Origin of the sequence: Sphingobacterium allocomposti, from assembly GCF_008124885.1 — a bacterium.
Taxonomy (GTDB): Bacteria; Bacteroidota; Bacteroidia; order Sphingobacteriales; family Sphingobacteriaceae; genus Sphingobacterium; species Sphingobacterium allocomposti.
The window spans coordinates 57,196-71,635 of record NZ_VNHX01000011.1 but is presented as its reverse complement, the minus strand read 5'-3'; the positions used below and the strand labels follow the sequence as shown (position 1 = coordinate 71,635).

General features: G+C 46.0%; 13 protein-coding genes. All 13 read left to right on the top strand.

Going from position 1 to position 14,440, the window contains the following annotated elements; all coding sequences use genetic code 11:
* The first annotated feature begins 295 nt into the window (after positions 1-295).
* The gene (locus BC792_RS09565) at positions 296-850 is read left to right on the top strand and encodes a 3'-5' exonuclease (RefSeq protein WP_148908778.1); all 555 of its coding nucleotides are present in this window, start codon (positions 296-298) and stop codon (positions 848-850) included.
* 5 nt (positions 851-855) lie between these two features.
* Positions 856-1,845, top strand: coding sequence for a mannose-1-phosphate guanylyltransferase (locus tag BC792_RS09560; RefSeq protein ID WP_148908777.1), 990 nt, complete (start codon positions 856-858; stop codon positions 1,843-1,845).
* Between the two features lie 84 nt (positions 1,846-1,929).
* On the top strand, positions 1,930-3,351 hold the full coding sequence (locus tag BC792_RS09555; RefSeq protein WP_211357515.1) for a nucleotide sugar dehydrogenase: 1,422 nt from the start codon (positions 1,930-1,932) through the stop codon (positions 3,349-3,351).
* Between the two features lie 294 nt (positions 3,352-3,645).
* Complete coding sequence (locus BC792_RS09550) at positions 3,646-3,900, top strand: four helix bundle protein (protein WP_246154960.1); 255 nt, start codon at positions 3,646-3,648, stop codon at positions 3,898-3,900.
* A 101-nt stretch (positions 3,901-4,001) separates the two neighbouring features.
* Positions 4,002-5,057, top strand: coding sequence for a dTDP-glucose 4,6-dehydratase (gene rfbB, locus BC792_RS09545; RefSeq protein WP_211357518.1), 1,056 nt, complete (start codon positions 4,002-4,004; stop codon positions 5,055-5,057).
* A 234-nt stretch (positions 5,058-5,291) separates the two neighbouring features.
* On the top strand, positions 5,292-5,843 hold the full coding sequence (rfbC, locus tag BC792_RS09540) for a dTDP-4-dehydrorhamnose 3,5-epimerase (protein ID WP_148908776.1): 552 nt from the start codon (positions 5,292-5,294) through the stop codon (positions 5,841-5,843).
* Between the two features lie 77 nt (positions 5,844-5,920).
* The gene (gene rfbD, locus BC792_RS09535; protein WP_148908775.1) at positions 5,921-6,787 is read left to right on the top strand and encodes a dTDP-4-dehydrorhamnose reductase; all 867 of its coding nucleotides are present in this window, start codon (positions 5,921-5,923) and stop codon (positions 6,785-6,787) included.
* Between the two features lie 41 nt (positions 6,788-6,828).
* Positions 6,829-7,185: a four helix bundle protein gene (locus BC792_RS09530; protein ID WP_148908774.1), complete on the top strand. Its 357-nt coding sequence runs from the start codon at positions 6,829-6,831 to the stop codon at positions 7,183-7,185.
* Positions 7,186-7,252: 67 nt separating this feature from the next.
* Positions 7,253-8,119: a glucose-1-phosphate thymidylyltransferase RfbA gene (gene rfbA, locus BC792_RS09525; protein WP_148908773.1), complete on the top strand. Its 867-nt coding sequence runs from the start codon at positions 7,253-7,255 to the stop codon at positions 8,117-8,119.
* A 1,329-nt stretch (positions 8,120-9,448) separates the two neighbouring features.
* Entirely contained in the window at positions 9,449-10,234 is a 786-nt protein-coding gene (locus BC792_RS09515) for a tyrosine-protein phosphatase (protein WP_148908772.1), read from the top strand.
* Between the two features lie 360 nt (positions 10,235-10,594).
* Positions 10,595-11,065 carry a hypothetical protein gene (locus tag BC792_RS09510; RefSeq protein WP_148908771.1) on the top strand — a complete coding sequence of 157 codons (471 nt, stop codon included), beginning with the start codon at positions 10,595-10,597 and terminating at the stop codon, positions 11,063-11,065.
* A gap of 114 nt (positions 11,066-11,179) precedes the next feature.
* On the top strand, positions 11,180-11,656 hold the full coding sequence (locus BC792_RS09505; protein WP_148908770.1) for a hypothetical protein: 477 nt from the start codon (positions 11,180-11,182) through the stop codon (positions 11,654-11,656).
* Positions 11,657-12,490: 834 nt separating this feature from the next.
* Entirely contained in the window at positions 12,491-14,371 is a 1,881-nt protein-coding gene (locus BC792_RS09500) for an acyltransferase family protein (RefSeq protein WP_148908769.1), read from the top strand.
* Positions 14,372-14,440: the final 69 nt, after the last annotated feature.

The following is a 14,440-nucleotide window of genomic DNA, read 5'->3' as shown; positions in this document are numbered from 1 at the left end:
GAGGGCTTCGATAAAGCCTGTACTGAGCCTGCCGAAGTGCTCAGCCTGACATCGTCGAAGGATAGACAATGGAAGGACTAGTTAGTATGAAGAAGTGAGAAAAGTTAAATGGAGTTACATCTGTACGAATCAGCAACTCGACGACTTTACGGCTTATAGCCATCTGCCATCTGCCATTTGCTATCTGCTATCTGCCATCAGCCATTCGCCTTTCACTTCACGACTTTACAAATTAACGGCTTTACATCTGCAACTTTATAACTTTCTAAACTTTTACGGTTATCTTTGTAGAAAGATGAGTATGACCTTTACAGCAATAGATTTCGAACTGGCTACCGCCGCCTATACCAGCGTGTGTGCTGTGGGTATTGTAAAGGTAGCGGATGGCGAAGTGGTTGACCAATTCCATAGTTTGGTTCGTCCTCCCAAAAACGAATACATGTGGCAGACGACGCGTGTACACGGCATAAAAGCAAAAGACACGTTAAATGCGCCCACTTTTTTAGAACTCTTTCCCCATATCGAGGCATTTCTGCAGGGAGCGCATATGGTTGCCCACAATGAGAAATTCGACCGGGAGGTATTAATGAAAACCATGAAATTTTACGGGCTAGACTACAACGGGCTAGGACTGTCTCCGTTTTGGGACTGTACCAGTAAGATTTACAGGTCTAAGGGGTTTAAAAAAACAAAATTGAGCATCTGCTGTCATATTATGGGAATCGAACTGAATCATCATGACCCGTTGTCGGACGCCAAAGCAAGCGCACAGCTTTACCTGATGCGCGATCAGATTACGGAGACGTTGATTGAGCGGCATTTCCCCCACGAAGAACAACAAGCAAGCTAATATTTATGGAAAGAACGATCAATGTTATCCTCTCGGGAGGCGTAGGGTCCAGGTTATGGCCCTTATCCCGGAAATCAAAGCCAAAGCAATATCTGCCTATATTTAACAACAAATCACTTTTTGCATTAACAATTGAGCGGAACCAGAAAGTTTGCCAGCACGTCATGCTGGTGGGATCCGTTCAAAATATAGATCTGGCAAAGGATGACCTTGCGCCCGTATCGCACGATATTATTGTCGAAGCTGTGCCCCGTAATACAGCAGCAGCTATCGCTTTTGCAGCGTTCGCCGCAAATCCTGACGATATTCTTATTGTGACACCCTCTGACCATCTTATCGAAGGCGAAGAACAATACCTCCAGGCGGTTAAGCGTGGTATTGAGTTTGCGAAAGAAGGCTACCTCGTGACGTTCGGAATCAATCCAACGCGGCCAGAGACAGGGTACGGGTATATTGAATCGGAAGGCAATGACGTGCTGTCTTTCCGCGAAAAGCCGAACGTTGAAACAGCCAAAGATTTTTTAAAAAGTGGAAACTTCCTGTGGAACTCCGGTATATTCTGTTTTAAAGCGTCTACTTACCTTCATGAATTGGAACGGTTTGATCCTAAAGTATATAATGCTGCAAAGACCGCTTTCGACGCTGCAGAAGACGGGGTGTTAGACGTCGAGCTATCGCGTAAGATTCCGTCGAAGAGCGTAGACTACGCGATTATGGAGCGTAGCGACAGTATTAAGGTTGTGCCCTCCTTCTTCCAGTGGTCTGATATGGGGTCCTTTGACTCGCTTTACGACTATCTGGTTGCCAAAGGTCATCCACGGGACGAACACGGGAATATGGTCATCGGTGAAACAAAACATACGGTGTTCCTTGGGGTAAGAAATTGTGTGGTTGTGAATACCGACGATGCCCTGCTCATCATGGACAAGGCCTTCGCACAGGATGTCAAACACATCTACGAACAGCTAGAGAAGGAAAACTCGGGGTTGGTTTGATGAGGAGTTAATAAAGTTGAGGAGTTAATAAGGTTGATAAAGTTGAGGAATGACCTCTATAAACCTTATCACCGTATTAACCTTATGAACGAGACTAAACCCTATCAACCCTATCAAAAAACAATTAAAATGATCAAAAAAATAGCATGTATCGGTGCGGGTTATGTCGGAGGGCCGACGATGTCGGTCATAGCGCAAAAGAATCCGCATATCCAAGTCACGGTGGTCGACATGAACGAGGCCCGTATCGAAGCTTGGAACGACGACGATTTATCTAAGCTTCCCATCTACGAGCCGGGTTTGGACGCTGTGGTAGGAGAGGCGCGTGGACGTAACCTGTTCTTCTCCACAGATGTAGACCGGGCCATTGACGAAGCCGATATGATTTTTATTTCGGTCAACACACCGACGAAGGCGTATGGAAAGGGAAAGGGTCAGGCTGCCGATCTGAAATTTATCGAGCTTTGCGCACGACAGATTGCAGCGGTAGCGAAATCGGATAAAATTGTCGTTGAAAAGTCAACTCTGCCCGTCCGCACAGCGCAAGCTTTAAAAAGCATTCTGGACAATACGGGAAACGGTGTTAATTTCTGTATTCTTTCTAATCCTGAGTTTTTGGCCGAAGGTACTGCTATTAACGACCTCCATCACCCCGACAGGGTTCTCATTGGGGGGGAGGATGCTGCCGCTATACAAGCTTTGGTTGACGTCTATGCGTCATGGGTGCCCAAAGAACGGATTTTGACAACCAATCTTTGGTCATCCGAACTTTCCAAGCTTGTTGCCAACGCTTTTTTGGCTCAGCGGGTATCTTCTATCAATTCCATTTCTGAGCTATGCGAAGTTACGGGAGCAAACGTAGACGAGGTTGCTAAGGCAGTGGGCCAGGATAGCCGTATCGGTCCAAAGTTCCTGAAGGCATCCGTCGGATTTGGCGGATCATGTTTTCAAAAAGACATTCTAAATCTTGTTTATATAGCACGTTCATACAACCTGCACACCGTAGCCGACTATTGGGAGCAGGTTATCATTTTAAACGATCATCAGAAGACACGTTTTGCCGAACGCATCATTCGAACCATGTACAATACGGTAAATGGTAAACATATCGCGTTTTTAGGATGGGCCTTTAAAAAAGATACGAACGACAGCCGGGAGTCGGCCGCGATTTATGTTGCCGATCATCTATTGGAAGAAGAAGCGCACATTGTCGTATATGATCCAAAGGTGCCTGCCGAACAGATATACCGTGATCTGGATGCATTGGGGACCCGCAGCCCGGCGGACAACCGTCGTTTAGTGAGTGTGGCCAGCGACCCCTTGTCGGCGTTAAACGATGCACATGCTGTAGCGATTCTGACGGAGTGGGATGAGTTTAAGTCGTACGACTGGCGGGAAATAAAGCAACGGATGAAGCGGCCGGCTTTTGTTTTCGACGGGCGGAAGCTGCTCGGCCGCGCTGAACTCGAGGCGCTGGGCTATCAATATTATGCGATCGGAGAGTAGTTGGTTGAAGTTTAGGAGTTAATAAGGTTAATAAAAGTTAATAAGGTTGATAGAGTTGAGGAGTTAATAAGGTTAATAAAAGTTAATAAGGTTGATAAAGTTGAGGAGTTAATAAGGTTAATAAAAGTTAATAAGGTTGATAGGGTTGAGGAGTTAATAAAGTTGAGGAGGTTGAAACAAGAGTAAGAAGTTTAGGAGTTATATGGGAAGTCACAAGGAGTTAAAAGTCTGGGAGGAGTCGATGGACTTGGTTGTTTCTGTTTACGAGGCCCTGAGCTCTTTTCCGAAGAGGAAATGTATGGATTGACTAGTCAAATAAAACGAGCTGCACTTTCGATACCCTCGAATATTGCTGAAGGTGCTGGGCGACAAAGTCGAGCGGAGTTTATTCGTTTTCTTTATATCGCTTTAGGTTCCGCCAGTGAGCTAGAAACACAATTAGAGTTAGCTTATCGCTTAGGGTTTATGGAGGAATTGCACGCATTTCAAATTAAAATGAGCTATATCAAAAGCATGCTCTCTGGTTTGATAAAATCTTTGAAAAGTTAACAAGGTTGATAAAGTTGAGGAATGACCTCTATAAACCTTATCACCGTATTAACCTTATGAACGAGACTAAACCCTATCAACCCTATCAACAAACAAACAAGATGATAAAAAAAATCATTATAACAGGAGGTGCGGGATTTATCGGCTCCCACGTTGTGCGGGAGTTTGTGAATAAATATCCCGAATACCAGATTATAAACATAGATGCTTTGACGTACGCAGGCAACCTGGAGAACTTGCGCGATGTGGAGGACAGGCCGAACTACACGTTTGTAAAGGCGGATATCCGGGACGCACAGCTTGTTTCCAGGATTTTCGAAGCGTTCAAACCGGATGGCGTGATCCATCTGGCGGCCGAGTCTCATGTCGACCGTTCTATCGCCGACCCGCTGGCATTCGTAATGACCAACGTCATCGGTACGGTGAACCTGCTAAATGCGGCAAAAGAAACCTGGAAAGACAACTCGGAAGGAAAGCGTTTTCATCATGTATCGACCGACGAAGTATACGGAACGCTTGGCGAGGCGGGGCTGTTTACAGAAGAAACACCCTACGACCCCCACTCTCCGTATTCTGCGTCTAAAGCTTCCTCTGACCATTTTGTGCGCGCGTACCACGATACCTATGATCTGCCTGTCGTGATAACCAACTGCTCCAACAATTATGGTCCGAACCATTTCCCGGAGAAGCTGATTCCACTTTGTATCCATAACATCCTTCATAATAGGCCCCTTCCCATATATGGAGATGGCAGGTTCACGAGAGACTGGCTGTTCGTTATTGACCACGCCCGCGCGATCGATCTGGTTTTCCATCGGGGCAACACCGGGGAATCGTATAACATTGGCGGCTTCAACGAATGGAAAAATATCGATCTCGTTAAAGAGCTTTGCCGTCAGATGGACGACAAATTGGGTCGCCCCGCGGGCACGTCGGAGAAGCTTATCACGTTTGTTAAAGATCGGCCGGGGCGCGATCTTCGTTACGCTATCGACGCGACGAAGATAAACAGAGAGCTGGGCTATAAACCCTCAGTTACGTTTGAAGAAGGGCTGTCCCGCACGATAGACTGGTACCTAAATAATCAGGAATGGCTGGACCATGTAACGTCTGGCGATTATCAGCGGTATTACGAAAAGCAGTATAGTAAAAGTTGATAAGGTTAATAAAGTTAAGTAGTTAATAAAGTTAATAGAGTTGAGGAACGACCTCTATAACCTTATCACCTTATCAACCTTATGAACTATCTAAACCATATCAACGAAATAGTAAAAGTTGATAAGGTTAATAAAGTTAAGTAGTTAATAAAGTTAATAGAGTTGAGGAACGACCTCTATAACCTTATCACCTTATCAACCTTATGAACTAATCTAAACCATATCAACGAAAAGATGAAAATCACAGAAACCAAGCTACAGGGCTGTTATATTTTGGAACCTACGAAGTACGGCGATAGTCGTGGTTATTTCTTTGAGAGCTTCAACGAGCGGACATTCAACGAGCTGACCGGTACGCAAACGCATTTCGTGCAGGATAACCAATCGTTTTCCACCCGCGGCGTACTTCGGGGGCTGCATGCCCAACGGGGCGAACATGCCCAGGCGAAACTTGTACGCGTATTGCAGGGACGCGTTATCGACGTCTCGGTTGACGTCCGGCCCGGCTCGTCAACCTTTGGCGAACATGTAGCTGTTGAGCTTTCGGACGAAAATAACCTACAACTGTTTGTGCCGCGAGGGTTCCTCCACGGGTTTGTCGTGCTTAGTGAAACGGCTACATTCTTTTACAAGTGTGATAATTTTTATAACAGAGACGCCGAGTGCGGCGTTTATCCACTCGACGGCAAATTGTCGATAGACTGGCGGTTGCCGGCAGAACAATTGCTGCTATCCGACAAAGACAAAGAAGCGCCCTCGTTTACGGAGGTGTTTATTAGGCGTTAGAGTAGCTAGAGAAAGTTAAATCCGTTAGAGTAATCTAACTCATTTCACTCGTCTAACTTTCATTCAAAAAATACAACATGACAGCAAAACAGCGGATACTCGTAACCGGCGCAAATGGACAGCTTGGCTCGGAGCTGAAGGATATACTTCTGCAGCGTTCCGATAAAGAATGCTATTTCCTTGACCGCAAACAATTGCCTCTTGATCAGACCCTACTGATACAGGATATATTGGGTATGTATGAACCGGACCTCATCATACATGCCGCAGCGTATACGGCTGTCGACAAAGCCGAGCAGGAGCCGGAATTGGCCGACCGCGTAAACCATCTGGCTTCCGAAGAGATAGCACAATACTGCCGCCAGCACGGGACGAAGCTCATCGCCCTGTCGACAGACTACGTATTCGATGGCGAGTCACAGGAAGCGCTACGCGAAGATGATCCGGTCGGACCGGTCAGCGTCTACGGCCGTACCAAGTTGCTCGGCGAGCAGGCGATCCAAAAGTGGGCCCCCGACAGCATTATTATCCGTACAGCATGGGTCTATTCCCGTTATGGCGCGAATTTCGTAAAGACGATGGTTCGCCTGATGCAGGAGCGGGATAAGATTGCCGTGGTGAACGATCAGATCGGCTCCCCCACCTCGGCCAGCGATCTCGCGCAGGCTATTGTCGAGATCATCGGAGCGCCAGAATGGATCGGAGGGATTTATCACTATTCGAACGAGGGCGAGCTGTCGTGGTACGACTTTGCCGTTGCGATCCGCGATCTGAAAGGCTTTGCCTGCGAAATCGACCCTATACCGACGTCAGCCTATCCTACTCCGGCAAAACGCCCTCGGTTTTCGCTATTAGATAAATCGAAAATTAAAGCTACTTTTGGAGTAAAGGTCCCCCATTGGAGGGATAGTTTGAGGGGAATGCTGGCAGCGGATGGCAGATAGCAAATGGCAGATAGCCATAAGCTAAAAGAAAATACTAAAATATGAGAGATTTTAAGAAGTACGACATATGGACCTTAAGCCATGCGCTGACGCTTAAAATTTATGAAGAAACGAGCCGGTTGCCGTCTTCTGAGAAATATGGGCTAGTTTCTCAGATGCAAAGAGCGGCCTATTCTATTCCGGCAAATATTGTAGAGGGCTGCGGAAGAGACTCCGATAAGGAGTTTAGTCGTTTTTTACAAATGAGTTTAGGATCTGCAAATGAACTCGAGTATTTTTTGATTTTATGCTGCGATTTAGGCTTGATGGATAAGATTGTTAGTCAAACTTTACAGGGAGAAATTAAAGTAATAAAACGGCAAATAATTAGCTTAAGCAAAAGACTAAAAAATGAATAGGATGGCAAATAGCAGATAGCGAAAAGCCATCAGCCATCAGCCATCAGCCATCAGCCATAAACAAGATATGAAAGGAATAATACTCGCCGGCGGTTCCGGCACCCGTTTACATCCATTGACACTAGCTGTGAGTAAGCAGCTGATGCCGGTTTATGATAAGCCGATGATTTATTATCCGCTGTCTACATTGATGTTGGCGGGGATTAAGGAAATCCTGATTATTTCCACGCCGCAGGATCTGCCAAACTTCCGGAAGCTGCTGGGAGACGGCACACAGATAGGGTGTTCGTTTTCCTACAAAGAGCAGCCCAGTCCCGACGGACTGGCTCAGGCATTTGTCCTGGGCGAAGAATTTATCGGGGAAGATAAGGTTGCCTTGGTGTTGGGTGACAATATCTTCTACGGATCGGGTATGTCCAGGCTGTTGCAAAGCTGTGCCGATCCCGATGGGGGAGTGGTTTTTGCCTATCCCGTACACGATCCGGAGCGCTATGGTGTAGTTGAGTTTGATGCGGAACGGAACGTTGTTTCGATCGAGGAGAAGCCAAAAGAACCGAAGTCGGACTACGCGGTGCCCGGGATATACTTTTACGACAATGACGTGGTGGGGATCTCAAAGGGACTGAAACCATCTGCGCGTGGCGAATTGGAGATAACGGACATCAATAAAGAGTATCTTCGAAGGGGCAAGCTGAAGGTTGGGGTGTTTGATCGGGGAACAGCATGGCTGGATACAGGGACCATCCAATCGCTGATGCAGGCTGGACAGTTTATACAGGTTATAGAAGAGCGTCAGGGCATGAAAATCGGAGCCATAGAGGAAGTGGCCTACCGCATGGGATATATTGATAGGCAACAGCTGCTAGCTCTTGCAGAACCGCTTGTCAAGTCGGGATACGGCGAGTATCTGAAGAGGATAGCAGATGGCAGATAGCAAATGGCAGATAGCAGATAGCAGATAGCAGATAGCAAATGGCAGATAGCAGATAGCAGATAGCAAATAGCAAATGGCAGATAGCAAATGGCTATAAGCCGTAAAGTCGTCGAGTTGCTGATTCGTAAAGATGTAACTCCATCTAACTTTTCTCACTTCTTCATACTAACTACTCCTTCCATTGTCTATCCTTCGACGATGTCAAGCTGAGCTTATCGAAGCCCTCGTACGACGACTGATAGCAGATAGCAGATAGCAGATAGCAAATGGCTATAAGCCGTAAAGTCGTTAATTTGTAAAGTCGTGAAGTGAAAGGCGAGTGGCTGATGGCAGATAGCAGACAGCAGATGGCAGGTGGCAGATAGCAAATAGCAGATGGCAGATAGCTAATGGCTATAAGCCGTAAAGTCGTCGAGTTGCTGATTCGGGTAGTGTAGCTCCATCTAACTTTTCTCACTTCTTCATACTAACTACTCCTTCCATTGTCTATCCTTCGACGATGTCAAGCTGAGCTTATCGAAGCCCTCGTACGACGACGAAGTAATCTCATGGCTGATAGCTAATGGCTAATAGCAGCTATAAGCCTACGTTACTCACTACTCACTACTCAAATCTCACTTCTAATATCTGACTTCTCACTTCTAAAATGTAAAGTCGTTGATTTGTAAAGATATAAAGAGGGGCTAATAGCAGATGGCTGATGGCAGATAGCAGATAGCAAATGGCTATAAGCCGTAAAGTCGTCGAGTTGCTGATTCGGGTAGTGTAGCTCCATCTAACTTTTCTCACTTCTTCATACTAACTACTCCTTCCATTGTCTATCCTTCGACGATGTCAAGCTGAGCTTATCGAAGCCCTCGTACGACGACGAAGTAATCTCATGGCTGATAGCTAATGGCTAATAGCAGCTATAAGCCTACGTTACTCACTACTCACTACTCAAATCTCACTTCTAATATCTGACTTCTCACTTCTAAAATGTAAAGTCGTTGATTTGTAAAGGTGTAAAAAGGCGCTAATAGCGGATAAACAATGGCAGATACGCAATAGCCATAAGCCAGTAGCCATCAACTAAAAACTTTTCTATCATTCTGTTGTTTAAACAGATATATAACGTTTTATAACAAAAAACTGTAGCGTTTTAGGACTATGTGCCGTTATATTTTTGAATATTATTGGGTTCGGTCGTCTATAATAGTAGACAATGTATTGTAACTTTAAAACTACAATGTTAGAAATCTTGTCCGAATTCATGCGGAAAACGTTACCTTTGTGGCATAATTATTAGCCTATAACCAAGGCTTGATTCTTGTAAAAGATAAAAGTATTATGGGATTTTGGAATAACCTATTTGGAAAAAAGCAAAAAGCAGAAATTTTAAAGCACGATCTTTCATGGCTCGGGTGGGATATGCACAACCATCTTCTCCCCGGTATCGACGATGGGAGTCCAGACTTGGAAACTTCGGTCCGGTTGGTGAAAGGGCTTAAGGATCTGGGGATTAAACATGCTGTCGCGACTCCCCATGTTATGCACGGCGTACACAACAACAATCCGGTTACGATTAAGGAGGCCTACCAGAAGCTAACCTCGGCATTAAAGGAGGAGGACGTAACATTCGATTTGCATTACTCCGCGGAGTATATGATCGACGACCAGCTGGCCGAACTGATCCGCACCAACAATCTTTGCCCATTGCCGAATAAGTGTATGTTGATTGAGATGTCTTATTTATCGGAGTCCAAAGCATTATTCCAAACTATAAAAGATATCCAAGAGAAAGGCTATCAACCCATTTTAGCCCATCCCGAGCGATACAATTATTACCACCAGAACTTCAAAGTTTTTAAAGAGATAAAAAAAGCAGGCTGTCTACTTCAACTCAACGTCCTGTCGGTGTCGCGTTACTACGGAGAACATGTAAAGTCGGCTGCGCTGATGCTGATTAAATCGGGAATGTACGACCTTGTTGGAACGGATATGCACCACGAGCGCCACTTACGTGCCATCAAAGAGGTGCTGACCAAATACAATCTGGAAGAGCTCCTTAAGGGAAATGCAATCCAAAACAGAACATTGTTTGGTAAGCAGGATGACCTTTCATTGGCGATTTAGTGTTCGTGATTCGCAAAATTTGCAAAGTCGCGAAGTTGTAAAGTCGTAAAGCGACCCCAAAGGGGTCGTATCCCAATAGCTGCAAAGTCGTAAAGCCTCAGCGCAACAGTCGACCCCGTAGGGGTCGCATCTCAATAGAAAGCCGTACATCAATTACACGACCCCATCGGGGTCGAATATCTTAAATCGTTGATTCGCAAAGTTGTTAAGTCGCAAAGGGCTTAATTTGTACAGCCTTTAACTCCTAACTCCGAGCGCTCCGTCAGCGACAATGATTCATGGAAACAGATTATCGTTTCCCTTTTTAGGTAATAACCATGAAAAACGCACGTTAATTAAAGGAACTATTTATAACGTGTAATGTATTTGTTTGTCCTTTTTATTTTATGTGCGCTTGCTTTCCTTTGGTATTTCTTTTTCCAGAAGTTGCCTTCTCTTCGATTTAAACGTTATTTTGATTTACGGGCTTCTCTACTTTGGCCAGAAGAGCAGCAGGCCGACCAGCTGGTGCGGGGCTCGCTTTTGCTGGAGCTTACACAAAGCTTCGCTGATGGTAAAGGTTTTTTAATCGAATCTGTCCGCTTCTCTAGAAAGGAGCTTCACCTGCGTAATTTTGATAAACTCTATCTGGATGCTGCAAACGAGGGGCAGCAGCTCTCCGTAGCTATTTACATAGCACGGAAGTACTTATCTGCTATCCGCAACAAGGAACTGACGGTCGAACTGACAGGCTATATTGTTCACAAAGAAAATAAGAAAAGTGCAGCTGTCGCGCGCTATTCACTCCGTTTAGATGAACAAGCCTTGCCGGTTGCCGAGGATTTCGCATAAGCACATTTTGTCGATACCTAACTGGCTGGCTATTAACAATTTCTTCATCAAAATAGATAGTTCGCTAAACAATAGTGTGTTATCTTTGTTACAAAGATATAATTTGCCACAACGATGCAAGTACATACTATTTTGGTGCTATTGATTTTGGTTATTGCCGCCGTCTATCTGATCCGCGAGCAACGCCGCTATGTACTTTTTAGAAAGTATCTCGATATGAGCGTACATCTCCAGTTTCATGATGTCCGCCAGTCGATGGATGCGTATAAAAGAGGTTCCGTGGTATTAGAACTGCGGGATATGCATGCGAAGGTGAAGACAGTGGTCATTACGAAATTGCAGTTCAGCACTGCTATCTTTCAGGTGACCGCTTTCGACCAGATCTATTTTAAGTCGAAAACGGATAAGGCGCAAGTGCTGTCTGTAAGCTTTAAAGTCCGGAGAAGCGCACTCTCGGGAAATAAAAGTCACAATGTTCAGGTGAGCCTACAGGGGTATTTTACCGACCAGCATGGCCGCGAGCAGACTTTTAAAGCCCGTATTCCGGTGTCCGAAGTTCGTGGGCCCGAATTTGATGTAGCTATTAGCTAATGGTATCCCAATAGTTGTAAAGTCGCGAAGTTAATAAGGGCAGATAGCTTACGGCAGATAGCAGATGGCTATAAACTGTAAAGTCGTTGATTTGTAAAGATGTAAAGGCCCGAACTCCTAGGATGAACCGAAAATTACCTCATACCTAGTTTCTAACTACTCAAATCTCACTTCTAATATCTGACTTCTCACATCTTTACTGCCCCTCAACCCGGGGCGGGGTTTTACTTGGAGGGACCCAAGTAAACAAGGTCCTTTCCGGCCGAGGTTCTTGATGCTACCGTGCCTTATCCTAGCCTAAACCGTTCCAAACTCACTTCGTTCAGACAAGGAACGGTTCTTAACGGCTATTATTGCGGCCCGCTGACGCAGTCGAACCAATGCCGGTCCTTCCCCGAGCACAGGGCTGCCTTGGAATAGATGTAAAGTCGCGAAGTTGTTGATTTGCAAAGTCGCATATTCGCAAAGTTGCTAATGGCTATAAGCTATAAGCCTTGAAGTGGTTTTTGATAGCAACCGTCACCTATCCATTCTAACTCATCTCACTATTCTATCCCCTAATCCCTAACCCCTAACTCCTAATAGTAGCCGTAAAGTCGTTGATTTGTAAAGATGTAAAGAGGGGCTAATAGCGGATGGCTAATGGCAGATGGCGGATGGCAGATAGCAGATAGCTAGTGGCGGACGGCTATAAATCGTGAAGTGGTTTTTGATAGCAACGAGCGTCATCTAACCATTCTAACCATTCTAACCCATCTAACTTTTCCAACTACTCAAATCTCACTTCTTACATCTAACTATTTTAGTTAAGTTTGTTGTATCTACCTCTATCCAATGAAATCGAACGATACGAAGTTCCGGTACGATATTGCTTTTCTGCGCAGCGTCGCTGTGCTTGCCGTCATTTTATACCATCTACAGGTACCGGGGTTTAGCATCGGCTTTATAGGGGTAGACATATTCTTTGTGTTATCGGGTTATCTCATGACAAAGATCATCCTCGGAGGGTTAGATAACGGAACCTTTCAGCTGTTAGATTTCTATAGGCGGCGTACCTTCCGGATCTATCCGGCCCTGCTGCTGGTCGTAGCCACCTTCTTTATCATACTTTACTTCGTGCTGCCCGTCAAGCTGTATGACTATAGCCGTTTCGGATTATCAAGCAGTTTATTCGTTTCGAATGTGTACTACTACCTTTCGTCAGGATACTTTCAGCCGGCGGCACAGCTAAATTTCCTGCTGCATACATGGTCGTTATCCGTCGAATGGCAGTTTTATATACTCTATCCGCTGCTTTTAATGGGCTGGCGGGTTGTGGCTAAGCGAAAAAAAGTAAGCGACGGCATATTGCTTTTGGCGCTTGTGCTGCTTTCCTTCCTCAGCATGCTTTATTTTTCAGTGCAAAAACCCTCGTTCGCGTTCTATATGCTGCCCACCCGAGTGTGGGAATTTGTTGTCGGCGGTCTGGTCGTTCTCTATGAAGGTGCTTTTGTCTCCCGCCTGACACAGCGTGTCCGCAACATATTGGCACTATGCTGTTTGATGGTATTAACTGCCGCAATCGTAGGAGGTATGGGGATCTCGGGCGCCGTTTGGCCTTCCGCCTGGGCTGCTGTGCCTGTGCTGGCAACGGGCGGTATTCTTATCGCTCAGCCAGACCTGAAAATATTCCGCAGCCGGCTGACCACTTATGTTGGCGCGATCTCATACTCCTGGTACCTGTGGCACTGGCCCATTATTGTTATAGCTGTCTATTTTGGTGTGGCAGACCTATGGGCGTGCAAGCTGGCGATCTTCCTGCTATCTTTCGCACTCGCCACAGGTTCGTATTATGGCGTTGAGCGGAGTGTTCTGTCGAGGCAGCTGATGCCGTTGTCTGCCCTGGCTGCTGTTGTTATTGTCGGTACCTTTCTGGGCACCCGAATTTCCCTGTTGAAATCTGTCCTAAAAGAAGACGACCAAAAGCTTGCAGGCTTTTTTCATGCGTATCCCCGCACCATGGCTCCCGATCAGTTCGGTTTTGACCGGCAGCATCTGTTATCACGGAAGTCGTTCGACGGGTTCGATACTACGGCGCTGTTTCGATTTTCCGAGACACAGCAGAACTACCTTCTGTTAGGCGACTGCCATGCCGGCATGTTCGCCCATACCCTTCGAAAGCTGGCCAGGAACAACAATGTTAATCTTATTCAGGCCACGGGCGATGAGACGTTTCCCAGCCCCGGTGTGACATCCGTATTTGCCGGGCCAACGGACTTAATGAACTACGTCTATAACCGGTATCTGCCGAGGCACGCACCGAAGATAGACAAAGTCATTTTGTCGGCGAACTATGCGGGGTACACCAAGCATCAGGTGGCCACATACCTTGATAGCATAGAGCGGTACTTTCAGCGCTTACAGATCCCCGTGGTGTACATCGGGCAAACGGAGGCTTACACTGTAGAATATCCGGCGATAGAAAATCTGCGCCGGAAGTTTGGGGTGGAGCCACAGGCGTACCTCGTAAAATATCGCACCAAAGTGAATAGCTATTTAAAAAATTCGAGCATATCGAATAAATACATAGACGTGTATCAGTCGCCTTTGCTCCGGAAAGGCGATGGCGCCGAAACCTACATGTACGATGCCGACCATTTCTCTATCTACGGCACCGATCAATACGCAGAACTTTTTCAAAAAAGGATATTTGAAGAACCCGCTGTACATTATTGAAGTACACGGGCGTTCATGTCGCGCTCAGCCTGACAGGGTCGAAGCCCAAGGTAGAATATTGGGCTGATT

Excerpts from the sequence above, each read along its gene's own strand:
- BC792_RS09555 (WP_211357515.1), top strand. The coding sequence starts at position 1,930 with ATGAACGAGACTAAACCCTATCAACCCTATCAAAAAACAATTAAAATG.
- BC792_RS09505 (WP_148908770.1), top strand. The coding sequence starts at position 11,180 with ATGCAAGTACATACTATTTTGGTGCTATTGATTTTGGTTATTGCCGCC.
- rfbB (WP_211357518.1), top strand. The coding sequence starts at position 4,002 with ATGATAAAAAAAATCATTATAACAGGAGGTGCGGGATTTATCGGCTCC.
- BC792_RS09565 (WP_148908778.1), top strand. The coding sequence starts at position 296 with ATGAGTATGACCTTTACAGCAATAGATTTCGAACTGGCTACCGCCGCC.
- rfbA (WP_148908773.1), top strand. The coding sequence starts at position 7,253 with ATGAAAGGAATAATACTCGCCGGCGGTTCCGGCACCCGTTTACATCCA.
- BC792_RS09510 (WP_148908771.1), top strand. The coding sequence starts at position 10,595 with ATGTATTTGTTTGTCCTTTTTATTTTATGTGCGCTTGCTTTCCTTTGG.
- rfbC (WP_148908776.1), top strand. The coding sequence starts at position 5,292 with ATGAAAATCACAGAAACCAAGCTACAGGGCTGTTATATTTTGGAACCT.
- BC792_RS09550 (WP_246154960.1), top strand. The coding sequence starts at position 3,646 with ATGTATGGATTGACTAGTCAAATAAAACGAGCTGCACTTTCGATACCC.
- BC792_RS09515 (WP_148908772.1), top strand. The coding sequence starts at position 9,449 with ATGGGATTTTGGAATAACCTATTTGGAAAAAAGCAAAAAGCAGAAATT.
- rfbD (WP_148908775.1), top strand. The coding sequence starts at position 5,921 with ATGACAGCAAAACAGCGGATACTCGTAACCGGCGCAAATGGACAGCTT.
- BC792_RS09530 (WP_148908774.1), top strand. The coding sequence starts at position 6,829 with ATGAGAGATTTTAAGAAGTACGACATATGGACCTTAAGCCATGCGCTG.
- BC792_RS09560 (WP_148908777.1), top strand. The coding sequence starts at position 856 with ATGGAAAGAACGATCAATGTTATCCTCTCGGGAGGCGTAGGGTCCAGG.
- BC792_RS09500 (WP_148908769.1), top strand. The coding sequence starts at position 12,491 with ATGAAATCGAACGATACGAAGTTCCGGTACGATATTGCTTTTCTGCGC.